The sequence below is a fragment of the Streptomyces sp. Tek67B01 genome (assembly GCF_055231995.1).
On record NZ_JBUYUY010000001.1, the window covers coordinates 6401751 to 6426334 of the forward strand.

Annotated in this window: 20 protein-coding genes; 12 read left to right on the forward strand and 8 right to left on the reverse strand. The window is 72.4% G+C overall.

The features are described from left to right. Positions 1-48: 48 nt before the first annotated feature. Complete coding sequence (locus ACV7NM_RS28960) at positions 49-948, reverse strand: C40 family peptidase (RefSeq protein WP_463413045.1); 900 nt, start codon at positions 946-948, stop codon at positions 49-51. Positions 949-1134: 186 nt separating this feature from the next. Continuing rightward, the gene (locus ACV7NM_RS28965) at positions 1135-4917 is read right to left on the reverse strand and encodes an nSTAND1 domain-containing NTPase (RefSeq protein WP_463413046.1); all 3783 of its coding nucleotides are present in this window, start codon (positions 4915-4917) and stop codon (positions 1135-1137) included. Between the two features lie 265 nt (positions 4918-5182). Between ACV7NM_RS28965 and ACV7NM_RS28970 the strand changes: the two genes are divergently transcribed. Both ACV7NM_RS28970 and ACV7NM_RS28975 read left to right on the forward strand, forming a co-directional pair. Continuing rightward, complete coding sequence (locus ACV7NM_RS28970; protein ID WP_463413047.1) at positions 5183-6427, forward strand: serine hydrolase domain-containing protein; 1245 nt, start codon at positions 5183-5185, stop codon at positions 6425-6427. Between the two features lie 121 nt (positions 6428-6548). Further along, positions 6549-7334, forward strand: a complete 786-nt coding sequence (locus tag ACV7NM_RS28975) for a VOC family protein (RefSeq protein ID WP_463413048.1) — start codon at positions 6549-6551, stop codon at positions 7332-7334. A gap of 78 nt (positions 7335-7412) precedes the next feature. On the opposite strand, the gene ACV7NM_RS28980 is transcribed toward ACV7NM_RS28975, so the two are convergent. Then, a complete protein-coding gene (locus tag ACV7NM_RS28980; protein WP_463413049.1) occupies positions 7413-8504 on the reverse strand; it encodes a YihY/virulence factor BrkB family protein in 1092 nt (363 codons plus the stop codon). 340 nt (positions 8505-8844) lie between these two features. Between ACV7NM_RS28980 and ACV7NM_RS28985 the strand changes: the two genes are divergently transcribed. Both ACV7NM_RS28985 and ACV7NM_RS28990 read left to right on the forward strand, forming a co-directional pair. Next, positions 8845-9054 carry a hypothetical protein gene (locus tag ACV7NM_RS28985; protein ID WP_463413050.1) on the forward strand — a complete coding sequence of 70 codons (210 nt, stop codon included), beginning with the start codon at positions 8845-8847 and terminating at the stop codon, positions 9052-9054. 99 nt (positions 9055-9153) lie between these two features. Then, positions 9154-10266, forward strand: coding sequence for a glutamate--cysteine ligase (locus ACV7NM_RS28990; RefSeq protein WP_463414106.1), 1113 nt, complete (start codon positions 9154-9156; stop codon positions 10264-10266). Between the two features lie 80 nt (positions 10267-10346). Here the strand turns inward: ACV7NM_RS28990 and ACV7NM_RS28995 are convergent, their stop codons facing one another. After that, the gene (locus ACV7NM_RS28995; protein WP_463413051.1) at positions 10347-10574 is read right to left on the reverse strand and encodes a DUF5133 domain-containing protein; all 228 of its coding nucleotides are present in this window, start codon (positions 10572-10574) and stop codon (positions 10347-10349) included. A gap of 187 nt (positions 10575-10761) precedes the next feature. Here ACV7NM_RS28995 and ACV7NM_RS29000 point away from each other — a divergent pair, with 187 nt between their 5' ends. Further along, positions 10762-11184: an ATP-binding protein gene (locus ACV7NM_RS29000; protein ID WP_463413052.1), complete on the forward strand. Its 423-nt coding sequence runs from the start codon at positions 10762-10764 to the stop codon at positions 11182-11184. 84 nt (positions 11185-11268) lie between these two features. Here the strand turns inward: ACV7NM_RS29000 and ACV7NM_RS29005 are convergent, their stop codons facing one another. Together ACV7NM_RS29005 and ACV7NM_RS29010 are read right to left on the reverse strand one after the other, a co-directional pair. Beyond that, a complete protein-coding gene (locus ACV7NM_RS29005) occupies positions 11269-13686 on the reverse strand; it encodes a SpoIIE family protein phosphatase (RefSeq protein ID WP_463413053.1) in 2418 nt (805 codons plus the stop codon). An 87-nt stretch (positions 13687-13773) separates the two neighbouring features. Beyond that, the gene (locus tag ACV7NM_RS29010) at positions 13774-17835 is read right to left on the reverse strand and encodes a HAMP domain-containing protein (protein ID WP_463413054.1); all 4062 of its coding nucleotides are present in this window, start codon (positions 17833-17835) and stop codon (positions 13774-13776) included. A 215-nt stretch (positions 17836-18050) separates the two neighbouring features. Between ACV7NM_RS29010 and ACV7NM_RS29015 the strand changes: the two genes are divergently transcribed. The 5 genes from ACV7NM_RS29015 to ACV7NM_RS29035 all read left to right on the forward strand — a co-directional run bounded on the left by ACV7NM_RS29015 (position 18051) and on the right by ACV7NM_RS29035 (position 22110). Beyond that, complete coding sequence (locus tag ACV7NM_RS29015) at positions 18051-18968, forward strand: SigB/SigF/SigG family RNA polymerase sigma factor (RefSeq protein WP_463413055.1); 918 nt, start codon at positions 18051-18053, stop codon at positions 18966-18968. Between the two features lie 106 nt (positions 18969-19074). After that, positions 19075-19965: an MEDS domain-containing protein gene (locus ACV7NM_RS29020; protein WP_463413056.1), complete on the forward strand. Its 891-nt coding sequence runs from the start codon at positions 19075-19077 to the stop codon at positions 19963-19965. After that, positions 19962-20918, forward strand: a complete 957-nt coding sequence (locus ACV7NM_RS29025; protein ID WP_463413057.1) for an anti-sigma factor RsbA family regulatory protein — start codon at positions 19962-19964, stop codon at positions 20916-20918. Before ACV7NM_RS29020 ends, ACV7NM_RS29025 begins: the two co-directional genes overlap by 4 nt. Positions 20919-21119: 201 nt before the next feature. Continuing rightward, positions 21120-21416 carry an STAS domain-containing protein gene (locus ACV7NM_RS29030; protein ID WP_463413058.1) on the forward strand — a complete coding sequence of 99 codons (297 nt, stop codon included), beginning with the start codon at positions 21120-21122 and terminating at the stop codon, positions 21414-21416. 256 nt (positions 21417-21672) lie between these two features. After that, the gene (locus ACV7NM_RS29035) at positions 21673-22110 is read left to right on the forward strand and encodes an ATP-binding protein (RefSeq protein ID WP_463413059.1); all 438 of its coding nucleotides are present in this window, start codon (positions 21673-21675) and stop codon (positions 22108-22110) included. A 262-nt stretch (positions 22111-22372) separates the two neighbouring features. On the opposite strand, the gene ACV7NM_RS29040 is transcribed toward ACV7NM_RS29035, so the two are convergent. Both ACV7NM_RS29040 and ACV7NM_RS29045 read right to left on the reverse strand, forming a co-directional pair. Beyond that, positions 22373-22951 (reverse strand): Dps family protein, encoded by a 579-nt coding sequence (locus ACV7NM_RS29040; protein WP_463413060.1) that lies wholly within the window; start codon positions 22949-22951, stop codon positions 22373-22375. 157 nt (positions 22952-23108) lie between these two features. Beyond that, positions 23109-23330, reverse strand: a complete 222-nt coding sequence (locus ACV7NM_RS29045; protein WP_463413061.1) for a DUF5133 domain-containing protein — start codon at positions 23328-23330, stop codon at positions 23109-23111. A 212-nt stretch (positions 23331-23542) separates the two neighbouring features. Between ACV7NM_RS29045 and ACV7NM_RS29050 the strand changes: the two genes are divergently transcribed. After that, positions 23543-23881, forward strand: coding sequence for a hypothetical protein (locus ACV7NM_RS29050; protein WP_463413062.1), 339 nt, complete (start codon positions 23543-23545; stop codon positions 23879-23881). 70 nt (positions 23882-23951) lie between these two features. Beyond that, positions 23952-24560, forward strand: coding sequence for a VanZ family protein (locus ACV7NM_RS29055; protein WP_463413063.1), 609 nt, complete (start codon positions 23952-23954; stop codon positions 24558-24560). Positions 24561-24584: the final 24 nt, after the last annotated feature.

A 24584-nucleotide genomic window follows, 5' to 3' on the forward strand; every position in this document is an offset into this window, starting at 1 on the left:
CTACTCGACGTGTCGGTGTGTCGGTGTCTGATGGCGCGTGATGGTGAGTCAGGGGCAGGCGGGGACGCCGTCCAGCCAGGCGGGGCCCCGGATGTAGATGTTGGTGATCCAGGCCTGGTAGTCCGGCAGGTAGGACCAGGCGTCGTTGTGGTAGCCCTCGGCGTCCACCGGCTGGGCGTGCTTCTGGCAGCCGATCCGCACCTGTGTCGGGCCATCGAACTTGTGTACTCGCGAGCTGGTCGTGGAGGGTTCGGAGTGCGTCCACACGTCCGTGCCCCAGGTGGAGAAGGTGCCGCCCTGCCCGGGGTCGGCGCCGATGCGCACGGCCCCGTTGTAGTCCCCGCCGAGCCGGACGTCGCTGACCATCACGTGGGTGCCGGACTGCCGGGCCTCGACCATCTTTCCGGCACCCAGGTATACGGCGATGTGATGGATGCTGTTGTCCCCGCCCCAGGCCAGCAGGTCGCCCGGCAGCAGTGGCCCGGTGCCCTGTGACGCGCCGAAGCGCGCCGTGACCCGGGACGAGTGGTACTGGGCGTTCGCGGTTCCGGCCAGGACGTCCTGACCCGTGGCCTGGGCGTAGGCGTACCGGACGAGGCCCGAGCAGTCGAACCCGCGTCGCTCCGGGTCGTGCTGACTGGCCGGATCGGACGGGTCGACCTGCCCGTAAGTGGCGCCCGGCTGAGGCCCGTGCCCGCCTCCCCACGTGTACCAGACGCCGATCTGCGAGCAGGCGGCCCGCACCGCCGCCTGCGCGGCGGCGGACCCGCCCGGCGCGAGGACGTCACAACTCCCCTCCGCGGCGGCCGCGCCCACCGCCGGGCCGGCCCGCTCGGCCCGCGATGTCGGAGCGGCGCCCGCGAGTTGAGCCGTCGCCCCCACGGCGCAGAGCGCCAGCAGACCGACCGCCGCGACGGACCGCCTCGTTCTGTCAAGGATGGTGCGCATGCCTGGTTCCCCCGTTCCCCATGGTGGTTCCCGCTAGGTCGTCCGGCGGCGTGGGTTGGTCGAACACGGCCACCGGCTGCGGTGGTTCGAGACTCGTACGCGCCGGGCACCGCTGTCGAGAGGCCACGCGTCGCCCGTACCGTCGGGAAACGGGAAACCCCCCGGGAAACAGGCGGTTTCCCCAGCTCAGTCGGCAGCCGCCGGACACACGCGCCGGTAGGGCAGACCGGGCAGCAGTTCGGTCCAGCGGGCGGGGCCGGTGTCCCCCAAGAGGCGGCACAACGCGGCGGTGCGCTCCGACACGTCCGTGTTCCACAGCCGCACGGTCCCGTCGTTGCTGCTGCTGGCCAGGGTGCCCGGCCGCGTCGGGTCGAAGGTGACGCCCCACACGGCTCCGGTGTGGCCGCCCAGCGTGGCGATCTGCTCGCCGCGCCGCGGGTCCCACAGCTTCACGCTCTGGTCGCTGCCGCTGCTGGCCAGCACCCTGCCGTCGGGGCTGAACGCCACCGCCCGCACCGACCCGCTGTGTCCGGCGAGGGTACCGGCCAAGGCCGGTCGGGCGGTGTCCCACAACCGGACCGTTCCGTCGTTTCCGCCGCTGGCGAGGGTCCGCCCGTCAGGAGAGAACGCCACGCCGCGGACCGAGCCGGTGTGGGCGCGCAGTACGGCCCGCGGCGCCCGTCCGGCGGTCCGTACGTCCGTCACGTCCCACAGCCGTACGGTCAGGTCATCGCTTCCCGAGGCGAGCGTCCGGCCGTCGGGGCTGAACGCCACGGCGTTGACGAAGTCCTGGTGGGCGTCGAGGGTGGCCTCCCGCCGGCCGGTGCCCACGTCCCACAGCACCACGGTGCGGTCCGCGCCGGCCGAGGCGAGCGTCCTGCCGTCCGGGGAGAACGCCACCGCGAAGACCGAGCCGCCGTGACCGGTGAGCACCGCCGCGGGTCTGCCGTCCGCCGCCTGCCAGGTCCGGACCGTACGGTCGGCACCCGCGGCGGCGATCAGACGCCCGTCCGGGGAGAACGCGACGGCGAACACCGAACCCCCCGAACCGGTCAGGGTGGTGACCAGTCGGCGCCGGCCGGGCTCCCACACCCGCACGGTGTGATCCGCCTGCGCCGACGCCAGCAGACGCCCGTCCGGGGAGAACGCCGACTGCCACGCCTCGCTGAACGGCCGGGTGGCCAGAGCGGCCCGGCCGGTGTCCCACAGCACCACGGACTGGTCGAACCCGCCGGTGGCGAGCTGCTCCCCGGGCCCGGCGGCGACGGCGAGGACGTAGTCGGTATGCCCCGACAGGGTGCTGATCAGCTTGCGGGTGTCCGGGTCCCACGACTTGACCGTGCCGTCTCCGCCGGCACTGAACACGGTGTCGCCCGTACGGCTGAACGCGACCGCGTTCACGTCGTCACCGTGTCCGGTGAGCACCGCCCGCGCCGTGCCGTCCGGCAGGTCCCACAGCCGCACCGTCCGGTCGGCGCCGCCCGAGGCCAGCGTCCTGCCGTCCGGCGCGAAGGCGACCCCGAGCACCTGGTCGGTGTGACCGGACAGCACCAGCGGCCGTTCCGGGTCCGCCGTTTCCCACAGCCGCACGCTCCGGTCCACACCGCCTGAGGCCACACGGGAGCCGTCCGGGCTGAACGCGACCGCCATCACCGCGTCGTCGTGCCCGCGCAGGACCGCCCGCGCCGTGCCGTCCGGCAGGTCCCACAGCCGCACGGTGTGATCGATGCCGCCGGAGGCCAGGGCGCGGCCGTCCGGGCTGAACGCCACGGCACGGACCGGTCCCCGATGCCCCGTCAGGGTGGCGGTGAGCCGTCGCGCGCCCACGTCCCACAGGCGCACCGTCCCGTCCGCCCCCGCCGTCGCCAGCCGGCTGCCGTCGGGCGCGAACGCCACCGACGCCACAGCCCCCGTGTGCCCGGTGAACGTGCCGACCGGCCGGTGCCCGTCCGCGTCCCACAGGCGGATCGAGGAATCCGAACTCGCCGAGGCCAGCAGTTTCCCGTCCGGGCTGTACGCCACGGAGTTGACCGCCCCCGTGTGCCCGCGCAACCGCCCGGCGAAGTACTGGGCCTGGCTGCTCAGGAGCGCCCCCCGGGCCTCGGCGGTGGGAGCGGTCCGATAGGCGGCGGCCGCGAGCAGCGCGGAAGCCTCCGGCTGCCCCGCCGCCAGGGACCCCGACCGTACCGCCATGGCCTGCGATTGCGCCGTACGCCGCTGGTCCAAGGCCTGCGCACGCTGCTGGAAGGCCAGCACCCCGGCCGCCAGCGCCACCACGAGCAGCCCCGCCAAGGTGATCACCAGGGCCCGGCGGATCCGGCTCTGGCGCCGCACCGCCCTGCCGCGCCGCTCCTCCTCGGCCTCGCACGCGGCGATGAACTCCTTCTCCTCGGGGCCGAGCTGGGCGGGGTCCTGCCGCTCGACCCATTCCCGGACCCCGGCGAGCCGCGTGCCGCGGAACAGCAGGCTCGCGTCCCGACCGCCCCGCACCCACTCGGCGCCCGCGTCGGAAACCCGTTGGCGCACCACGAGCGCCGCCCGGTCGGACTCGATCCACTCGCGCAGCCGCGGCCACGCGTGCAGCAGCGCCTCGTGGGTGATCTCCACCGACCCCCCGTCGGCGGTCACGAGCCGGGACTCGATGAACGCGTCCAGCACCCGTCCGCCCGCCCCGGCGTCCGCCACCTGCCGCAGCAGCCGGTCGCGCTCGACGGGCCTGCGGGTCTGGGCACCCGCGCCGTCCGCGATGTGCACGAGCCGGATCAGCAGTTGGCGCGCGATGCGCCGCTCGGCGGCCTCCAGCCGGGCGAACACGGACTCGGCGGTGCGCGCGACCGCCCCGCGAATCCCACCCGTCATCTCGTAGCCGGCCACCGTGAGCGTTCTGCCGGTGCGTTGCTGCCAGGTGCCGAGCAGCGCGTGGGCGAGGAGCGGGAGGGAGCCCGCGTGCGCCGCCGAGCGGTCCCCGAGATCGCGCAACAGCAGCTCGACCAGGCCGACCTCCAGGGAAAGCCCCGCCCGCCCCGCGGGCTCGCAGATGGCTTGGCGCAACTGCGCGGCGGACATCGGACCCAGGGCGAACAGGCCGTGCGTGAAGACCTCCACCAGCTCCGGGTGGTCGAGGCAGTGTCCGCAGAAGTCGGCCCGCATCCCGATGACGACGGCGATGGTGGCGGAGGCCGCCAGCGAGTGCAGCACGCGGACGAAGGCCCCGCGCTCCCGGTCGTCCTCGCAGAGCGTGAAGACCTCCTCGAACTGGTCGACGACGAGGACCAGTCCGGGACGGCCGACAGCGCCCGCCACCGCTTCCGGCAGCCGGTCCGGGCGGTCCACCAGTTCCTCGGGCGTGATCCCCGCCGCCGGGGCCCCCAGCACGTCCGCCGCACAGCGCAGCAGCTCTTTGAGGGGGTGCGCCCCCGGCGCGCACACCACCACCGGCCAGTCCCGTGACCCCGCGACGGGCAGCGCCCCGCGGCGCAGCGCCGGCAGCAGCCCGGCGCGCAGCAGCGAGGACTTCCCGGCGCCGGACGGGGCCACCACCGCCACCGCGCCGCGCCCGATCCGCTCGGCGAGCCGCCCGGTCAGCTCGGCGGTGGCGCTCTCGCGGCCGAAGAACCACTCGGCGTCCTGCGGCCCGTAGGCGGCCAGCCCCCGGTAGGGGCAGGGCGCGCCGGAGCCCTCGGGGGCGGCCCGATCCTCCCCGGTGCGGGCCGGGGGCACGGACGTCACCGGGGGGACGGGCGCCACCAGGGGGACCAGGCGCACCAGTTCACCGCCCGCGCCGAGGGCCTCGTCACATCTGCGGGCGACATCGGGGGTGGGCGGCTTCCGCCCGTTCTCGATCTTGCTGAGATAGCCCTTGCTGTAGTGGATCGAGCGGGCCAGGTCCGAGAGCGACACATTGCGCCGCCGGCGCAGGCGTCGTAGCTCGGCCGCGAATCCATCGATGGTCTCGTCGTCCGTCGGCACGGGGCGTACCTTCCCTCGCGGACGGAACGTACGCCTGATGGGGAACGGGTTCGTCCGCTCCGGTGGCCGATCCGGCCGGCCGTCCGTCAGCCGGGCGCCGGGCGGGCCCCGTCAGCGCGAGGGGGCGTGGGCGCGCGGGTCGCGAGGGCGCCCGCCGATGGCATACGCCGCGCCCCCGGCCCGGACGCCACCATGCGGGAAAGGGCCCGTTTTTGCGTAGGCTTCGCCCATCGCTTCGTCCCCCCGCACCGAGTTGAGGAACCACGTGTCCCTGACCGTAAACCGTCGCCTGGCCGTCAGCGCGGTCGTGATCGCGGTGGTGACCGGGCTCGCGCCCGCCACCGCGTACGCCGCCCCGTCCGCGCCGACGCTTCCGAACACGACGGCAGCGCCCGACATGGAAGCCCTGTCGCAGGCCTTGCGGAACACCACCGCCGCCGGCGCCCCCGGCGCCATGGTCCGCCTCACCGGCCCCTCGGGCGTGCGCACCCGGGCCGTCGGTGTCCAGGACCGGAGCACCGGTGCCCCCATGGACGTCAACGCCCGCTTCCGGATCGGCAGCGTCACCAAGACGTTCTCGACCGTGGTTCTGCTCCAGATGGTGAACGAAGGCAAGATCGGTCTGGACGTCCCCGTCAATCACTACCTGCCGGGCCTGCTGCCCGACGACCGGATCACGGTCCGTCACCTGCTCACCCACCGCAGCGGACTCGCCGACTACACGAACGCGATGTTCGACCGGACCGTCCCCGGCTTCGAAGCGGTCCGCAACAAGGTGTTCGGCTACCGCGAACTGGTGGGCCTCTCACTGCGCGAGCCGCGCACCGCCGAACCGGGCGCGGCCTACCAGTACTCCAACACGAACTTCGTCGTCATCGGCATGCTCATCGAGAAGGCCGGCGGCAACCCGGTCGCCGTGGAGTACGAGCGGCGCATCATCAAGCCACTGAAGCTCAAGAACACCTCCTACGTGCATCCCCGGACCGAGATCAAGGGCCCGCACGCGCACGGCTACCTGCACCCCGACGAGGCGGGGGCGCCGCTGGTCGACTCCACCGAACAGACCGTCTCCTGGGCCCAGTCCGCCGGCGCGATGATCTCCAACGCCGCCGACCTCAACGCTTTCGTCGCCGCGCTGCTGAGCGGCAGGCTGCTGCCGGCCCGCACGCTGGACGACATGCTCACGATGACGCCCACCGACGCGACGAACACCCGCTTCTACGGTCTGGGCCTGCGCCGCTACGACCTGTCCTGCGGCACGTCGGTGTACGGCCACACGGGAACGGTCCAGGGCTTCTACACCTACGCCTTCGCCACCCGCGACGGCGGACGCACCCTCGCCGCCGTGGCGAACACCTCCAACCGGGGTCAGGCCAACACGGCGCTCGGCGGCACCCTCGAAGCGGCGTTCTGCGGCAAACCGTCCGCCACCGCCAAGGGCGCCCCCCGCCGCGGTTTCGCCGCCCTCCCCGCCGACGCGGACCTGCCCGAACACGGCCAGGGGAACTGATCGAGCCCGGCCCGGGTGCCCTGCGGCGCGTCCTCACGGCTCCGGTGCCGCCGGGACGGTACCTCTTGTGGGGGGCAGCCGCCACGGCGCCCCGGCATCGGGCGAGGGACGGAGCGCGGCTGTGCGGGATTCGACGGGTGATGCCCTGGGCGCGCCGTGCTGGGTGAGTCTGGCGACGCGGGACCTGGAGGCGGCCCAGCGCTTCTACGGGGCGGTGCTCGGCTGGTCGTTCCGGCCGGGCGGGCTCGGCGAGGGACTGGCCGTCGCCGAGGTCGAGGGCGCGCCGGTCGCGGGGATCGGGGCCCTGGCCGGGGAGCTGGAGGTGCCCGCCGCCTGGACGGCCTACTTCGCGGTCCAAAGCGCCGATGAGACGGTGTCCCGCATCCGCGAGCGCGGCGGGACGGTGGGTGTCGGGCCCGTCTCCTTCGAGACCGGCGGACGCGGCGCCCTGTGCACCGACCGCGACGGCGCCGTCTTCGGGATCTGGGAGGGCATCGTCTTCTCCGGCTGGCGCGTGGGCTCCGGCCACGCCCCCGCCTGGCTGGAACTGCTCACCCTGAACGCCTTCGACGCGGCCCTCTTCTACGGCGAGGTCCTCCGATGGACCGACGGGCCCTGCGAGATCTCCTACGAGGACGACCAGGTCGTCCTGCGCCACCTCGGCGAGCCCGTCGCCCGGCTCAACAGCGGCCCGGTGGAGACGGCCGCGCTCCAGCCGCAGGTCCGGCCCCGCTGGAGGGTGCACTTCCGGGTTCCCGCGCTGGAACCCGCCATGGAGGCGGCCGCCGCGCTGGGCGGACGCGTCATGTCGGACATCGAGCAGAACGCGTCCGAACGCTGGGCCGCCCTCCGCGACCCCGACGGCGCGCTGTTCACGGTCACGGCGTCCCTTTCGGACACCGCCTAGGGTCCTGTCGTCGAGCCGGCGCCGGGCCGGGCCGCGCCCACCCCGGCGCCCGCGACCGTTGCCCACGGCGCGGGGACGTCACTCCGCGCGGCGCTTGTCCTCTTCGCTCCACTCGCGGGTGTCGCGCGGTTCGACGTACGGCTCCCGGTCCGGCGGGAACCCGCCCGCGATCGCCCGCGCCCGGCTCATCTCCGCGTCGAACTCCAGACCGAGGAGGATGGCCAGGTTGGTGATCCACAGCCAGATCAGGAAGACGATGACACCGGCGAGGGTGCCGTACGTCTTGTTGTACGAGCCGAAGTTCGCGACGTACAGCGCGAAGCCGGCGGACGCGACTATCCAGATCAGCAGCGCCAGGAAGCTGCCGGGGGTGACCCAGCGGAACCCGCGGCCCTTCGCGTTGGGCGCGGCCCAGTACAGCAGCGCGATCATGATCGTGACGAGGATGATCAGTACGGGCCATTTCGCGATCGACCACACCGTGACGGCGGTCTGCCCCAGACCCAGCGCGTCCCCCGCCCGCCGGGCGAGGCTCCCCGTGAACACCACGATCAGCCCGCTCGCGCACGCCATGACCAGCAGCCCCACCGTCAGGGCGAACCGCAACGGCAGCACCTTCCACACCGGCCGCCCCTCGGGCACGTCGTAGACGGCGTTGGACGCGCGGATGAACCCGGCGACGTACCCTGACGCCGACCACAACGCCGCGATCAGGCCGACGACGGCGATGACCGATCCCAGCCCCGCGCCGCCCTGGAGCTGACGGACCGCGTTGGAGATGATGTCCCGCGCGGAGCCGGGCGTCAGCTTCTGGAGGTTGTCCAGCACCGATTGGGTGGCCGACTTCCCGGCCACGCCCAGTAGCGACACCAGCACCAACAGCGCCGGGAACAGGGACAGGACCGCGTAGTAGGTCAGGGCCGCGGCCCGGTCGGTGAGCTCGTCCTTCTGAAACTCCCGGACGGTCCGTTTCAGTACGGTCACCCACGACTTGCCGGGCAGATCCGTCGGCTCGTCCGGCGCCCTGCGCTCCACCTCGGGGCCGGGGCCGGGGCCGTCACCACGGCCGCGGCCGTGACCGTCGTCGGGACCGCGGCCGGGGGCGGGCTCCGCGGGCCGGACCCGGCCGTCGCGGTCGCCGCTGTCGCGCGGAGCTGGAGTGTCGTTCATGCCAGGCGGATGTCCACTGGCGGGCGGGCGAAACCTCATGTGTGTCCGGGCCGGCCGGCCGCGTCGTCCCCTCGTTCGCGGGCATACGCGGATACACGGCGACGGCAGAACGCCGAGCCCGGCGGAAGGCGGCGCAGATGTGGACGACGACGGCCGGTGAGCACGTTCCGGCAGGACCGGTGTGGCTCCACCTGGCGCTGATGGCCGTGGCGATGCTCATCCTGGTCTACAACCTCAGGCGGAGCAGCCGCTGACCCGGGGGGCGGGCGGGTGCCCGCTCCCCGCACACAGGACCCGTACAAGACCCATCAGCACCCATCAGGACCCACAGGAGACAGACATGGAATCGACTGTTCCCGTCCCGTCGCCACTCCTCGAGGAAGCCAGGACCGCGCTGCGCGACGTCGCCGACCCGGCGGCCCGCGCCCTGGTCCTCGCCGTACTCGCCGCGGCGCGGGAACTACAGGACCTGGCCGGGAGCGCCGAGCGCCTCGACGCCCGCCTGGAGTCCCTCAACCAGTACCTCGGGGCCATCGCCAACAAGCCGTAGCCCCGCACCCGGACCCCGTGGGCCACGCATGGGAGCCACGACGCGGGGCAGCCGCCCACCATCGGTACGAAGCGAGGAACGGAAGTGGTGCGGGTGCGTCTGCGCAGCGTCGGGGTGGAGGAGGAACTCCTCCTGGTCGGATCGGAGAGCGGCGAGCCGCTCTCCGTGTCCGGCGCGGTTCTGGCCGAGGCGGAACGGCATGGTGTGGGTGAGCGGGAAGGCACCTTCGAGACGGAGCTGATGCGCGAGCAGCTGGAGTTCTCCACCAAGCCGGTGACGGAGATGGGGGAGCTGGCCGAGGAGATCGTCAGATGGCGTTCCGAGGCCGCCCGGCACGCGGCGAAGGCCGGCGCCGAGGTGGCCGCCCTCGCCACCTCACCACTGCCCGTACTGCCCTCGACCAGCCCGGGGGAACGCTACCGGTGGGTCGCGGAGCGGTTCGGCCTCACGGCGCAGGAACAGCTGACATCCGGCTGTCACGTGCACGTCGGCGTCGACTCCGACGAGGAGGGGGTGGCCGTGATCGACCGCATCAGGCCGTGGCTGCCCGTCCTCACCGCCATCAGCGGAAACTCCCCCTTCTGGCAGGGCCAGGACAGCGGGTACGGCAGCTACCGCAGCCGGGTGTGGAACCGGTGGCCCTCCGCCGGGCCGACCGAGATCTTCGGCAGCGCCGACCGGTACCACGAACAGGTGTCCGCCATGGTCGCCACCGGGGTGCTCCGCGACAAGGGCATGATCTACTTCGACGCCCGGCTCGCGGTGAACTACCCCACCGTGGAGATCCGCGTCGCCGACGTCTGTCTGGAGCCCTCCACCACGGTCCTGCTGGCGAGCCTCGTCCGGGGACTCGTCGAGACGGCGGCGCGTTCCTGGGAGGCCGGGGAGCCCCCGGCGCGCATCGGGGTGGGCCTGCTGCGGCTGGCGTCGTGGCGGGCGGCCCGTTCGGGCATCGACGGGCCCCTGGTCCATCCGGCGACGATGCTGGAGGAGCCGGCCCGCGAGGTGGTGGACGCGCTCTTCGAGCACGTCCGCGAAGCCCTGGAGGACCACGGGGACGCCACGGCGGTCCGGCGGGGCATCGAGGAACTCTTCGCCCGCGGCAACGGAGCACGCGTCCAGCGTGAACTCCTGCGCGCCACCGGGGATCTGGGCGCCGTGGTACGGGAATGCGCCCGTATCACCACGTCCTGCGCCCCCACCACCGCGTAGCACCGCCTCCACGACCCGCGAACCGGCGCCCTGCCCCTCTCGTCGAGGGGCAGGGCGCCGGTTCGCGGGGGAGTCGGACGTCAACCGGCCAGGACCGAGTCGTCGAGGGTGCGGGCGCCGGGGAGTCGGTAACGGGCGGCCGTCAGCGCCGCGTCCACACTGGAGGTGCCCGTCGCGACGCACAGGGCGTGCACGACGTCGTCCATACGGCCGCGGATCTCAGGGGTGTCGTCGTGGGCACACAGGACCGCCAGCGCCCAGTAGCGCTCGACGAGACCGGAAAGCACGGCCGGGTGGGCCATCAGCATGGGCGGAGTCCTTTCGGGAAACCGGACGATCTTGGCCCTCGGGTGCCCCCGTTGTCCGGCGCTACACCTGCCCCGAGCACCCGAACCCCGACGCCGGTCACCGGGGATGCCCCGGTTCGCGCGGGGTACCCGCGTCGGCAGGAGACGACACCCCGACGAACGAAAGGACACGGTGAGGATGATGGCGATGAGGGCAGTGGGGTGGGCCCGCTCCTTTCCGGTGTCGAACGGCGTCCGGGCGGCCAGGCAGTGGACCGCGGAGCACCTCTCGTCGCTGGACTGGGCCGCCCACGCCCCGGACACCGTCCACTCGATCCTGCTCAGCGTGTCCGAACTGGTCGCGAACGCCCATGTGCACGCCGCCGAGACCGCGCACCTCGTCCTGACGTGGGACGGTCAGTGCCTGCACGTGAGCGTGGCCGACGGCGATCCGCGGCTGCCCAGGCCCCGGGAGGCGGACGCGACCGCCACTTCGGGCCGGGGGCTGGGCATCGTCGACGCCCTCGCCGACACGCTGGACGTCCACGCCTTCCACGGCGGCAAGGCCATCAGCGCCTGCTTCCACCCGCCGGAAGTCCCCGACCCCCATGGCGAGCCCGTCCGCGAGTGAACACGAGCCGGCCGGCCGGCCCGTCGCCCCGGGGCCGGACCGGCCGGCCCGGTTCGCGGGGAGCGGTCCTCAGCGCGGTGGTCCTCAGCGCACCTGGATGCCGATGAGGCAGGTGTCGTCGTCGGTGTCCGACCGGCTGTGCGTCAGCAGCCGGTCGAGCCGCTTGTCCAGGGTGTCCGCCTCCGGCCCCGCGAGGGAGAGGAGCTGGGACAGGGAGTCCGTCACGGAGACGTCCCGGCGCTCGACGAGCCCGTCGGTGTACATCAGCAACGTGTCCTCGGGCTCCAACCGCACCTCCTCCTCCTCGAAAACGGCCTCCGGCAGCGCGCCGAGCAGTATGCCCTGGGCCATCGGGAAGGCCTGCGCGTCCGTGCCCCGCACGAGGACCGGCGGCAGGTGCCCGGCGCGCGCCCAGCGCAGGACCCGCGTCCGCGGATCGTAGACGCCGCACACGGCGGTGGCGGTCAAATTGCCGGTCAGGTGGTGGGCGACGGTGTTGAGCCAGGACAGGAGCTGTGCGGGACCGGCCCCGGTCACCGCCAGGCCCCGCAGCGCGTTGCGCAGGATCACCATGCCGGTGGCCGCCTCGATGCCGTGCCCGGCGACGTCCCCCACGGACAGCAGCACCTTGTCGTTGGGCAGGACGACCGAGTCGTACCAGTCGCCACCCACCATCGCCTCCGACTCGGCGGGCCGGTAACGCACCGCGATACGGATGCCGGGAACCTCCAGGGGGGCGGGCGCGGGAGGCATGATGGCGTGCTGGAGCTGGAGCGCGAGCCGGCTGCGTTCGGCCGCCTCCGCCTCGGTGTAGGCGAGTTGGTCCCGGGTGGCGGCGAGGGCCACCTCGGTCCAGTGCTGGGCGGAGATGTCCTGGTAGGCGCCGCGCACCGCGTGGAGGCTGCCCCGGTCGTCGAGGACGGGTTCCGCGACGAGACGGATGTGCCGGGTGATGCCGTCGGGGCGCTGGAGCCGGAAGTCCACCGAGGATTCGCGCTGGTGGTGCAGGAGCGTGCGCAGGAAGCGGTTGATGGAGACCGCGTCGTCGGGGTGGGCGTGGCCGCGCAGCTCCTCCAGGGGTACGGGGGAGGAGGTCAGGGGCCGCCCGTAGAGAGTGAACAGTTGCCCGTTCCAGGTGATCTCACCCGTCGTGATGTTCTCCTCGAAGCCTCCGACGCGGCCGAGGCGCTGGGCGTGCTGGAGGAGGCTGGCCAGCCGCGCCGTCTCGTCCTCTATCCGCCAGATGAGCAGCAGGGCCGCGCCGTGGCGGCTGATGCTGGCGTCCGCGATCGCCGTGAGGGGTACGTCGTCCACGAACGCGGTGAGCGCCATCCGCTGGGTCCGGCAGGGCTCGCCCGTCGCGTAGACCCGTTCCAGCTTGTCGAAGAGCCCGTGGTCCTCGGCGGCCGCGGGGTAGGCCTCCAGGAACGACGAGCCGCACACGGAGGTGCGGGGCCGTCCGGCGGGGTCGATGAAGCGGTCGTTGGCGTGGTGAACGCGGAAGTCCACCAGCCGGCCGCCCAGGTCCAGACAGGGCGTCAGTACCAGTGCGGGGTCGTACAGGTTGTCGGCGAGGTTGACCATCTCGGCCACCCCGGCGCAGCCGTGCTCCGGCTCCTCGGGCTCGGCGGACGGGGTCACGTCCTGGTCGCCCAAGGTGTGCGCGCACAGCTCGGCCAACGCCTCCAACTGACGCAGGACGTGCGGGGACTGCGGTTCGAGGGGCTCGGGCCAGCACACCTCCAGCACGCCGTGGATACGGCCGCCGGTGCCGGCGGGCACGACGATGCGGCCGCCCCCCGGGTGCTGGCGCCGGCCGATGGAGGGGATACCGGAGTCGCTCAGCCGCGGTACGACGGTCAACTCGCGGTTGTCCAGAGCCAAATGGGCGCAGGTCGCGACCTCCGGCGGGACGTAGCGCCACCGGCTCGCCTCCTCCTCCGGAAAGCCCGCGTGTCCCACGAGCGTCAGGGAGGAATCCGAGCCCGCCACCCAGATCGCGACACCGTGCGCCCCGAGCGCGGTCAGGGCGTTCTCCAGCAGGGCCGCGGCCACGGCCTGGGAGTCGGCGGCGGCCAGCAGCCCGCTCTCGGCGGCGCGAAGCCGCACGGCCGGTGTGCTCGCGCCGGCGACGGGGGCCGGCTGGGCGGTGTTCTCCAGGAACTCCCGCGCGACCTCGCTCACGTGGTCGCGCGCGGCCTGGTTGACCACGTCGACGGCCAGCGCGAGCAGGGTCGTCCCCGACTGCTCGGCCAGCTTGGCCAGTTGTCGCGCCGCCTCGGCCGGACCGCACCCGAGGCGGCCGACGAGCACGCCCTTGGCCATCTCGACCAGCGCCCGGCCGTCCGCGGCGGCCTGGGCCTCCCGCACCTCCTGGCGCAGCCGCTCGACGGTGGCGGCCAGCCGACCGGCGTCGGTCAGCGCCGGGGACGCGTCGGTCCGGACCGGCGGGAAGCCGGGACCGGGGCCGTCGCCGCCCTGGCGCGGGCGGAGCTCGGGCACGGGCCGGACGTCACCGGGTTCGTCTCCTGCATACGTGGGGCTGTTCACCGTGGACCGGCTTTCTCGGCGGGGGAGGGGAGTCGTACGTCAGGCACCGGCGACACTCTCGGCCCCTTGGGTGGACTCCTGCGGGAGCAGCCAGCGGCGGACCCGGGACATCAGGTCGTTCGCGTCGACCGGCTTGGTCACGTAGTCGTTGGCGCCGGACGCGAAGCTCTTCTCCCGGTCGCCGGGCATCGCCTTCGCGGTGACCGCGATGATCGGCAGCTCCGCGTAGGCGGGCATCCGCCGGATCTCGGCGGTCGCCGCGTACCCGTCCATCTCCGGCATCATCACGTCCATCAGGATCAGGTCGATCCCCGGGTTCGCGGCCAGGGCCTCGATGCCCTTGCGGCCGTTCTCGGCGTGCAGGACCTCGATCCCGTGGAGTTCCAGGATGCCGCTGATCGCGTACAGGTTGCGTGCGTCGTCGTCGACCACCAGGACCGACCGGCCCGCCAGACGGTCGTCGACCTGCGCCGCGGGGCCGGAGGCCGGCGAGGGCGCGCCGGTCCGCACCAGCGGGGGTACTGCTCCGGGCCACTCCGCGGAGAGGTGGAGCGCTATCCGTTCGCGCAACTCGTCCAGGCTGGAGAGGATTTCCAGCGGCTGGTGGGAGGCGTGCCGGGCCAGTTCCGTCCGCTGCGCCGTCGTCAGCCGGCGGCCGTCGTGGGCGAGCACCGGCAGGGACGCCAGGGCCGAGTCGCCCGCCATGGCGTCCAGGAAGCGCAGGGCCTCCCCGTCGCTGCCCAGGTCGAGGACGACACAGTGGAAGGAGGCCTGCGCGAGGACGGTGGCCGCCTCCACGGCGGTGACCGCGGTCGCCACCTCCACCTGCTCCTCGGTACCCGATGCGGCCCGTCCCGTGGCAAGGTCACGCGCCGCGCTCTCCGCGACGAGACTGAGCAGGCCGTTGCTGCGCTCCTCGATCACCAGGAGCCGCCGGGGATGGCGCGCGTCCTCTCCGGCGGCGGGGAGCGCGGCCACCGCACCGGAGGGGCCCTCGATCGCCTCGGCGTCGCCCTCCGGGGCCGCCTCCAGGGCCTGCCCCTCCAGGACGAGGTCGTGGAAGTCGTCGTAGGAGACGGGCAGGTACAGCGTGAAGATCGAGCCCTCGCCGGGCACGCTGCGCGCCGTGACCACACCGCCGAGGAGGCGTGCGATCTCCCTCGTGATCGACAGTCCGAGCCCGGTGCCCCCGTATCTGCGGCTCGTGGTCCCGTCGGCCTGCTGGAACGCGGCGAAGATCGACTCCAGGTGCTGTTCGGCGATTCCGATGCCCGTGTCGACGACCCGGAAGGCCACCACCGATCCCGCCCGGTCCAGGTGGCCGGGCAGTTCCTCGGAGACCGCCGGTTCGATCCGCAGCTCCACCCGGCCGTGCTCGGTGAACTTGACCGCGTTGGACAGCAGGTTGCGCAGGATCTGACGCAGCCGCGAGTCGTCGGTCAGCAGGTCGACCGGCACCCCCGGCGAGGTCACGATCTCGAATTCGAGGCTCTTTTGCGTGGTCAGCGGCCGGAAGGTGGCTTCCACATAGCCCAGGAGCTGCTTGAGGGAGACCCGTTCGGGGTTGATGTCCATCTTCCCCGCCTCGACCTTGGACAGGTCGAGGATGTCGTTGATCAGCTGGAGCAGGTCGGAGCCCGCGGAGTGGATGATCCCGGCGTACTCGACCTGCTTGGCCGTGAGGTTGCGGGTGGGGTTCTGCGCCAGGAGCTGGGCGAGGATGAGCAGGCTGTTGAGCGGCGTGCGCAGCTCGTGGCTCATGTTCGCCAGGAACTCGGACTTGTACTTCGACGCCAGCGACAACTGCTGTGCGCGGTCCTCCAGTTCCTGCCGGGCCTGCTCGATCTCCAGGTTCTTCGTCTCGATGTCCCGGTTCTGGGTGGCGAGGAGCGCGGCCTTCTCCTCCAGCTCCGCGTTGGAGCGCTGGAGTTCGTCCTGCTGGACCTGGAGCTGCTCCGAACGCGCCTGCAACTCCACCGTCAACCGCTGCGACTCGCCCAGGAGTTCGTCGGTGCGGGCGTTGGCGACGATCGTGCTGACATTGACGCCGACGGTCTCCATCAGCCGGCCCAGGAAGTCCCGGTGCACCGGGGTGAAGGTCTTGAAGGTGGCCAGCTCGATGACGCCGAGCACCTGCTCCTCCACCACGATGGGCAACACGATCAGCCCCGCCGGGGCCGAGCGGCCCAGCCCGGAGGAGACCACGTAGCCCGGCGGAACCTCGTCGGCCACGATGATCCGTCGGCTGCGTGCGGCCTGGCCCACGAGGGTCTCGCCGCGCCGAAGGCGCACGGAGGCGGGGCTCCCGGCGGGCCGGCCGTAGGAACCGATGAGGGTCAACCAGGTCTCGCCGTCGGACTCCTCGGCGAGGTAGAAGGCGCCGTAGCTGGCGTCGACGAGCGGCGTCAGCTCGTCCATGACGAGTTCCGCGACGGCGGACAGGTCACGGTGGCCCTGCATCAGTCCGGAGATGCGCGCGAGGTTCGACTTGAGCCAGTCCTGCTCCTGGTTGGCGCGGGTGGTCTCGCGCAGGGAGCCGACCATCGAGTTGATGTTGTCCTTGAGTTCGGCGACCTCGCCGGAGGCGTCGACGGTGATGGAGCGCGTCAGGTCGCCCTCGGCCACCGCGCTCGCGACCTCGGCGATGGCGCGCACCTGGCGGGTGAGGTTCCCGGCCAGCTCGTTCACGTTCTCCGTGAGCCGCTTCCAGGTGCCCTCGACGCCTTCGACCTCGGCCTGTCCGCCGAGCCGGCCCTCGCTGCCCACCTCGCGCGCCACGCGCGTCACCTCGGCCGCGAAGGAGGACAACTGGTCCACCATCGTGTTGATCGTGGTCTTGAGCTCCAGGATCTCGCCCCGGGCGTCGACGTCGATCTTCTTCGACAGGTCGCCGTTGGCGACGGCGGTGGTGACCAGCGCGATGTTGCGGACCTGGCCGGTGAGATTGTTCGCCATGGAGTTGACGTTGTCGGTGAGGTCCTTCCAGGTGCCCGCCACGTTGGGGACGCGGGCCTGGCCGCCGAGCCGGCCCTCGGTGCCCACCTCGCGGGCGACGCGGGTGACCTCGTCGGCGAAGGCGGACAACGTGTCGACCATCGTGTTGATGACCCCGGCGAGCGCGGCCACCTCGCCCTTCGCCTCGACCGTGATCTTCTGCGAGAGGTCGCCCTTGGCGACGGCCGTCGCGACCTGGGCGATGGAGCGCACCTGCCCGGTCAGGTTCGACGCCATGACGTTGACGTTGTCGGTGAGGTCCTTCCAGGTGCCCGACACGCCGCGCACCGTGGCCTGACCACCCAGGTTGCCCTCCGTGCCGACCTCGCGGGCGACTCGGGTGACCTCGTCGGCGAAGGCGGAGAGCTGGTCGACCATCGTGTTGATGGTGTCCTTCAGCTCCAGGATCTCGCCCCGGGCGTCGACCCGGATCTTCTGCGAGAGGTCGCCCTTGGCGACGGCCGTCGCGACCTGGGCGATGGAGCGCACCTGGGCGGTGAGATTTCCGGCCATGAAGTTGACCGAATCGGTGAGGTCGCGCCAGGTGCCGGAGACGCCCTTGACATCGGCCTGACCGCCGAGGATGCCGTCCGTGCCCACTTCCCGCGCCATGCGGGTGACCTCGTCGGCGAAGGCGGAGAGCTGGTCGACCATCGTGTTGACGGTGTCCTTCAGCTCCAGGATCTCCCCGCGGGCGTCCACCGCGATCTTCTGTGACAGGTCGCCCCGTGCGACCGCCGTGGCGACCTGCGCGATGTCGCGGACCTGCGTGGTGAGGTTGCCCGCCATCGCGTTCACGGAGTCCGTCAGGTCCGCCCAGCTGCCGGAGACGCCCGGGACCTCGGCCTGACCACCGAGGGTGCCCTCGGTGCCGACCTCGCGAGCCACGCGGGTGACTTCCGAGGTGAACAGGGACAACTGGTCGATCATCCCGTTGAAGACGGTGGCGATCTCCCCGAGGAGGCCGTCGGCCCCGTCGGGCAGCCGGGTGCCGAAGTCGCCGTCACGCACCGCCGTCAGACCGGCGAGCAGTTGCCGCAGCTCCGGCTCGCCCACCGCGCCCGGCGCGTCCGGGTCCGGACCATGCGTGACCGTAGCGTTCGTCATGTTCTTCCCCACCATCTCCCGAGACCTCGTCACGGACGGGACACGGTCTTTCCGTCTCGCGCCGGGACGTAGTCCACCACATCCCGGGCGACCGGAGGTCCCCCGTGGGCCCGTGAGCACCGTCTCCGAAAAAAATCGCATCAACCCCGTGTGGAGTCGAATTCTCGGGGCAAGCGCGCCACGTCAGCCGTCCGTCTTCGGGAGGAAGGTCCCCCATGCCCCGCTCCGCCGCAGTTGTTGAACCTGTCCACGAGACAGATGCGAAGGCCGCACCGGCCGCCGGCCGTACGACCGAAGAGGCGGAGAGCCGACTTCCCAGGATCGCCGATGCCCGGGAGGTGGCCCCCGCCGACGCCCGGCAGCTTTCGCGGATCTTCCTGCTGCGGCTGCGATCCCTTGAGGAAGGCACCCGCGAGTACCAGTACGCGCGCAACACGCTGATCGAGATGAACATCTCATTGGTGCACTTCGCCGCCCGCCGTTTCCGCGCCCGGTCCGCCGGCGGCGGCGTGGACATGGACGACATCCTCCAGGTCGGCACGATCGGCCTGATCAAGGCGATCGACCGCTTCGACCCCGAGCGGGAAGTGGAGTTCGCCACACTGGCGCTCCCCTTCATCACCGGAGAGATCAAGCGGTACTTCCGGGACACCACCTGGGCGGTCCACGTCCCGCGCCGCCTCCAGGAGCTGCGCACGGAACTCGCCAAGAGCCGGGAAGCGCTCACCGACCTCCTGGGCCGGGCCCCGACCGTCAGGGAGCTCGCCCAGGACCTCGAACTCAGCGAGGACGAGGTCGTGGAGGGACTGGTCGCCGCCAACGGCTACACCAGCGACTCCCTCGACGCCTCCTCCGGTTCGGAGGAGGACGCCGCGTCGGGCCGCAGGACGCGGTCGCTGGCCGACACCCTCGGCGAAGCCGACTACGGGATGGAACTCTTCGAGGAGTTCCACACCCTCGCGCCGCTGCTGGCCGAACTCGACGAGCGCGACCGCCGCATCCTGCAGATGCGCTTCGGCGACGAGAAGACCCAGGCGGAGATCGGCGCCGAGCTGGGCATCTCCCAGATGCAGGTGTCCCGCCTCCTGTCCCGTACCCTGGCGCGTCTGCGCACCGGGATGCTCGCTTCCTGAAGCACACACTCCCGCCGAGGCGGCGGGCGGGCCGGTGCCGGCCGTGGACCGGCGGTAGCCTTGTCAGTCCACCGGCCAACCGCCCGCCCCCCCCGGAGGGAAGAACGTGACTTCGCCGCCTCAGCACCGTCGGCCTCCGGCCGCCCGTGGTGAGCACTCCTTCTTCGCCTACGACGACGACCTGGCGTGGGCGGACACCGTGGTCCGCTTCGTGAGCAACGGCCTGGAGCGCGGACAGCGCGTGTGGTACAGCGCCGACAGCACCGAGCCGGGCGTCGTCATCGACGTACTGCGCCGCGGTGCCATCGACGTCGACACGGCCCGCCGGGACGCCCGGCTGAGCGTCACCGGGACGGACCTGTCCTACCTGCGTCGCGTCCCCTTCGACCCTGACTACGTCATCTCCATGTTCCGCGAGGCCTGCACCGAGGCCCTCGCGGACGGCTGTACGGGGCTGAGCGTCCTCGGGGAGATGTCGTGGTCCGCGCGTGGGGTGGCGGACGTCGACCGCGTCCTGGAATCGGAACTGCGCCTGGACCGCGAGGTCTACGCGGACCTCCCGCTGACCGGGCTCTGCCTGTTCGACCGCCGGCTGATCCCCGCGTCGACCGCCGACCTGCTGACCCGCGCCCACACCACCTGCGCCGAACTGCCCCACCCGGCCTCCGCCGGGGCGGGGCCGCTGCCCGCCGCCCTGGCCGCGGTCCCGATGCGGGACCGCTCCGGCATCCGGCTGAGCGGCAGCGGCGACATCGACACCCGCCACATCCTGCGCTCGGCGCTCGCCGCCCTCGCGCGGATGCCGGGCCCCATCGTCCACCTCGACCTGTCGGCGGTGACCTACCTCGACCCGGGCGCGGTCGCCGTGCTCGTGGACGTCTCGAACTCACTGACCGGGAAGGGCCGGAGCCTCCTTCTCCACAAGCCCCCGTACTCGCTGCGCAAAGTGGCCGAGTTGTTTCCGGAGGAATGTGCCGCGCTGGAGGTCGCAGCATGATGGTCACACCTGTTCCGGCGAACGCGGAGCCCGCGGAATTCGTCCACCCCGCCCTCTTCTACCGGGACCTGGAGGAGTACACGGCCGGCATCGGCGACTTCGTGCGCGGGGCCCTGGAGGCGCGGGAGCCGGTCCTCCTGGCCGTCCCCGGGCCACAGCTGGACGCCCTGCGCCAGAGCCTGGGCAGCGACGCCGACGGAATCGACTGCGTCGACATGCGGGAGCTGGGTCGCAACCCCGGCCGTATCCTGGCCGCCCTCCAGGGTTTCGCGGACCGCGAGCCCGGCCGGGCCGCCCGCATCGTGGGCGAGCCGATCTGGGCGGGCCGCTCCGAAGGCGAGATCCTGGAGGCCACCCGCCACGAGGCGCTCATCAACACCGCCTTTGCCGGACGGCCCGCCACGATCCTCTGTCCGTACGACCTCTCCGCCCTGCCGGCGAACGTGGTGGCCGACGCCCGGCGCACCCACCCCACCGTGATCGAGGACGGTCTGGACGGCGTCAGCCCCTTCTACACCGACGCCGCCGTGGTCTGCGCCGACTGTGATCTTCCCCTCCCCGAGCCCGCCCGGGACCTCGTCCTGGTGGAATACGCCCGCGGCGAACTCGCCCAGGTGCGCGAACAGGCCGAGAACTGGGTCCGCGGGACGGGCCTCGACACGGCCCGGAGGGGCGACTTCGTGCTCGCCGTCAGCGAGGCGGCCGCCAACTCCGTCGCGCACGGCGGCGGCAAGGGCACCCTGCGGCTGTGGAACACGCCCGGAGGGGGCGTCGTGGCGGAGATCCAGGACAGCGGGCGCCTCTCCAACGCCCTCGCGGGCCGTCGGCGCCCCTCCCTGACGTCGGGTAACGGCGGCCGCGGCCTGTGGATGATCCACCAGCTCTGCGACCTCGTCGAGGTGCGCGCCCTGGACACCGGCCTCACGCTGCGCCTCCACGTCAGCGGCTCCTGACCGCGCCGACGGCGCCGCCCCCGGGGGCCTCCCCCCGGCGCCATCCGCGCCTGTAATGTTGCGGCAGCACGGAACACGGGCGATGGAGAGGCTGACGTGGGAACTGGCAACCCGGGAGACGGCGAAGTGACCCCGCAGGGGGGCACGGCCACAGACGGACCGCAGGGCACGGGACCCCGTGGCAGCGGGACGGAGGCCGTGGTGTGCGCGATCACCGGAGACCTGGACCTGGACGGCCTCGGCGCCGTCCGTCCGCTGCTGGAGCGGGCGCTCCGGTCGGGCGCGAACCGGCTGGTGATCGACCTGACCGGATTGGGCTTCTGCGACTCCTCGGGCCTGAACCTGCTGCTCGGGGTGCGTCTGGACGCGGAGAAGGCCGGTCTCACGGTGCGGCTGGCCGCCCCCACACAGCAGCTCCTGCGCCTTTTGGAGATCACCGGCGCGGACAGTGTCTTCACCATCGACGCCACCGTCGACGCCGCGCTCAGCGCGCCCTGAGCCCGCTCGTGCCCGCCACACGCCCTGTCCGCATACGCCGGGGGCAGGGGGAATGCGCCGATCGGGGTATCCACGTGTCCGGGTGGTCAGACCGGGCATACGCAAAATCTGAGGCCCCGAGGGCGACGACGCCCGGTGGCCCGCGTACTCCGGCAGCTCGCGATACACGACGAACAGCGTCAACGACGGGGGTGAGACCACAGTGAAGACCATCGGATCGGACACCAGCGATCCACTGCCCACAGGACCGCCGGTCATGGGTCAGCGCCGTCGGCTCACCCTCGGCGGTACCCGGGGCCAGGTGGCCAAGTGCCGCGAATTCGCGCACCGGGTCCTGAGCGACTGGGGCTGGGACGGGAGTGAGACCGCCGATGACGCCCTCCTCATCGTCTCGGAGCTGGTGACCAACGCCAACGTCCACGCGGGCGGCTGTGACCAGCTGCTGCTGGTCGCGGGCGAATGCTTGCGGATCGAGGTGTTCGACGGGGACCCCGAGCCTCCCCGTCCCGCCCCCAAACACCAGCGCGGGGCCCCCGGGAGTCAGGGCCTGTACATCGTGCAGCGTCTCTCCGACCGCTGGGGTTGGGTCCGCCACGAGAACGGCAAGTCCGTCTGGGTGGAGATCGAAGCGGACCGGCTGGTGACGGGCCGGCCCGCCCCCAAGCCCGCGTCGCCGGAGCCTTCCCTCAACTGAGGACGCCCGAGCACCGGTTGACGCCGGACGACAACCTCGGATCACAGGACGACCCCGGATCACCCCGCTCGACCGGGAACGGCCCGGCCGCAGCGCGGCCGGGCCGTCGCACATACCGCCATCCCGCAGCGCGGCCGGCCCGTCACGATCCGCCGCCCTCGTACACACGCCGCCCTCCTGCATACGCCGCCGGGGCCGCCCGCTCCTCTCGGGAACGGGCGGCCCCGGCGTGTACCCCCTGGGTCGGGGAGCGGAAGCGCGGTCAGGCAGTGCGGCGCGCGTCCCGGAGGGCCTGGTCGGCGGCCTCGTCCAGGGTGTGGGCGCCGGCGGTGCTCAGACGCCCTCCGCTGCTCTCCAGGTGTGCGCGGACGAACCACTGGAAGAGCTCCAGCTGCGCGAGCTGGCCGATGAGCATGTCCTGGGTCACCGGGTCGAGCTCATCGGTGATCTTCATGGCGGCCCGGTGGTCCTCGATGATCCCCGCGTAGACCAGGTCCAGCGCCCCGAGGTGGGCGACCGCGTCGGCCCGACCGACGTCGTAGTCGTCCCAGGTCCGCTCGGCGACCAGTGCGCCGGGGGTGCCGGCGGGAACGCCGCCGAGGGTGGAGATCCGTTCCGCGGTGGTGTCGATCATCTCCCGCACCGCTTCCACCTGGGGGTCCAGCATCTCGTGGACGGCGATGAAGTGGGGTCCCACCACGTTCCAGTGGACGTGCTTGAGCGTCAGCGCCAGGTCGTTGAGCGAGTGCAGCCGCATGCGCAGTACCTCGACGACGCGGCCGGCGTCCTCCTTCGACATCCCCGGCACGGTGTAGTGCGGCGCGGTGGTGTGCTCAGCCATGACGAAACTCCGAATCTGTACTGATGGGCGATATTCACCGTCTGCCTCGTTCATCCCTGTTCATGCATGGGGTCATTCACGCATGGGGTTCCGGGCCCGTGAAGGCGCCGCGCGGCGGCGGCCACGGTGAAGACGCGACCGGCGTACTCGCCGGGCGCTACGCGGCGGGACGCATCTCCTGCCGGGTCGTCGGCAGTTCGCGTTCGGCCATGATCGTGGCCGCGGCCAGGGCGTCCTCGATCGTGGTCGTCGCGGTCGTGACGCAGAGGGTGTACGAGACCTGCTCCAGCTCCTGCCGTGCGGCGGCGCAGTCCTGACCGGCCAGGGACGCGTACCGGGTGAGGAGGGAGCGGACGACGATCGGGGACGGCATCAACATGGAAGGTCCTTTCGGGCCGGTTCACGGGACTGATCAGCGAACTGCCCTCGAAAGCCGAAAAGATGCACGCCTTCCGCGCGCACCGTGCGGTACTCCATTCCGGTCCCTTCCCGGCCGACCGGCATGTCGGCCCGGTAACCGGGCAGGCGGGCAGACAGGTGCCCCGCGGCGCGCGGGGCCGGTCGTGACGAACCCGGGGAGGCGGGGTACGTATGACGACTCGATCCACCGACCGAGGTGGCGAAGAGATGGTCGGGACCCGCCGCCGGGCCGACATCGAACGGGAATACGGGAGACTGGAGCGGACCACCCCCTTCTCCCGGGGCGCCGCGAGCGGGTACCAGTGGGCCCTCGGCCAAGAGGGCGAAGGGCCCGTCACCGGGGTCCACGCCGAAGGGCCGCCCGGCATGGACCTGCTGGTCGCGGAAGTGGACGCCGCCGTCGTACGGCTTGAGGAGCAGCCGCCGCGCTCGGTGCCGCACGACCACATCCAGGGGGTGCACGACGCCCTCGCCTGGGTGTGCGGGCAGAGCGAGGACCGCCCGTCCTGAGGACGGAAGGTCGCCAACGCCGCTCCGGTGAGGGCGAGTTCAACGCCGCCGCCGGGGTACAAGGGCCCGCATGACAACGAGGCCCATGTGGTGGCGTACGAGGAAGCACGACGAGCCGACCGCCCGGGACGCACCGCGAGCCCGCACCGGGGCCGTGCCGCGCGGCCGGCCCCGGCCCCCGACCTCGCCCGTGGTCCGGGCGGTGGCCATGGTGGGAGCCTTCGCGGCGACCGTGGGGTTCAGCGTGGTGCTGGCCCGCCTGACTCTGGAGCCCTCCGCCGCGTCCGTGGCGCTCGTCCACAGCAACGTGCATCCCGGCCGCTCCATCAACGCCTACCTGCACGGGCCGTCGGTGCGCGAGGCCGCGCGTCAGCTCGGCGGCAACGTCCTGCTCGGCGTGCCGCTCGGTGTGCTGCTGCCGGTGCTCGTCCCGCCGGCCCGCGGCCTGCTGCGGGTGGCCGTCGTGACGGCGGCCCTGATGACACTGGTGGAGCTGATCCAGGGTGCCCTGGTGAGCGGACGAGCCTTCGACGTCGACGACGTCATCTTGAACACGACCGGCGCGCTCCTGGGGTACTTGCTGATCGGACGGCGCCTCGGGCGCGCCGTCCATCCCCGCCGCAGGCACTGGTGGCACCGCTGGTCCCGCCCGGCCGAAGCCGGTATGGCGGGGGAGTGAAGCCGGCCGAGGGGCGCACCGGCA

What these genes read in the sequence shown, in the direction of transcription:
- ACV7NM_RS28960 (WP_463413045.1), bottom strand. Translation starts at nt 948, where the DNA reads ATGCGCACCATCCTTGACAGAACGAGGCGGTCCGTCGCGGCGGTCGGT.
- ACV7NM_RS28980 (WP_463413049.1), bottom strand. Translation starts at nt 8,504, where the DNA reads ATGAACGACACTCCAGCTCCGCGCGACAGCGGCGACCGCGACGGCCGG.
- ACV7NM_RS28985 (WP_463413050.1), top strand. Translation starts at nt 8,845, where the DNA reads ATGGAATCGACTGTTCCCGTCCCGTCGCCACTCCTCGAGGAAGCCAGG.
- ACV7NM_RS28995 (WP_463413051.1), bottom strand. Translation starts at nt 10,574, where the DNA reads ATGCTGATGGCCCACCCGGCCGTGCTTTCCGGTCTCGTCGAGCGCTAC.
- ACV7NM_RS29000 (WP_463413052.1), top strand. Translation starts at nt 10,762, where the DNA reads ATGAGGGCAGTGGGGTGGGCCCGCTCCTTTCCGGTGTCGAACGGCGTC.
- ACV7NM_RS29010 (WP_463413054.1), bottom strand. Translation starts at nt 17,835, where the DNA reads ATGACGAACGCTACGGTCACGCATGGTCCGGACCCGGACGCGCCGGGC.
- ACV7NM_RS29015 (WP_463413055.1), top strand. Translation starts at nt 18,051, where the DNA reads ATGCCCCGCTCCGCCGCAGTTGTTGAACCTGTCCACGAGACAGATGCG.
- ACV7NM_RS29025 (WP_463413057.1), top strand. Translation starts at nt 19,962, where the DNA reads ATGATGGTCACACCTGTTCCGGCGAACGCGGAGCCCGCGGAATTCGTC.
- ACV7NM_RS29035 (WP_463413059.1), top strand. Translation starts at nt 21,673, where the DNA reads ATGGGTCAGCGCCGTCGGCTCACCCTCGGCGGTACCCGGGGCCAGGTG.
- ACV7NM_RS29040 (WP_463413060.1), bottom strand. Translation starts at nt 22,951, where the DNA reads ATGGCTGAGCACACCACCGCGCCGCACTACACCGTGCCGGGGATGTCG.
- ACV7NM_RS29045 (WP_463413061.1), bottom strand. Translation starts at nt 23,330, where the DNA reads ATGTTGATGCCGTCCCCGATCGTCGTCCGCTCCCTCCTCACCCGGTAC.
- ACV7NM_RS29050 (WP_463413062.1), top strand. Translation starts at nt 23,543, where the DNA reads ATGACGACTCGATCCACCGACCGAGGTGGCGAAGAGATGGTCGGGACC.
- ACV7NM_RS29055 (WP_463413063.1), top strand. Translation starts at nt 23,952, where the DNA reads ATGACAACGAGGCCCATGTGGTGGCGTACGAGGAAGCACGACGAGCCG.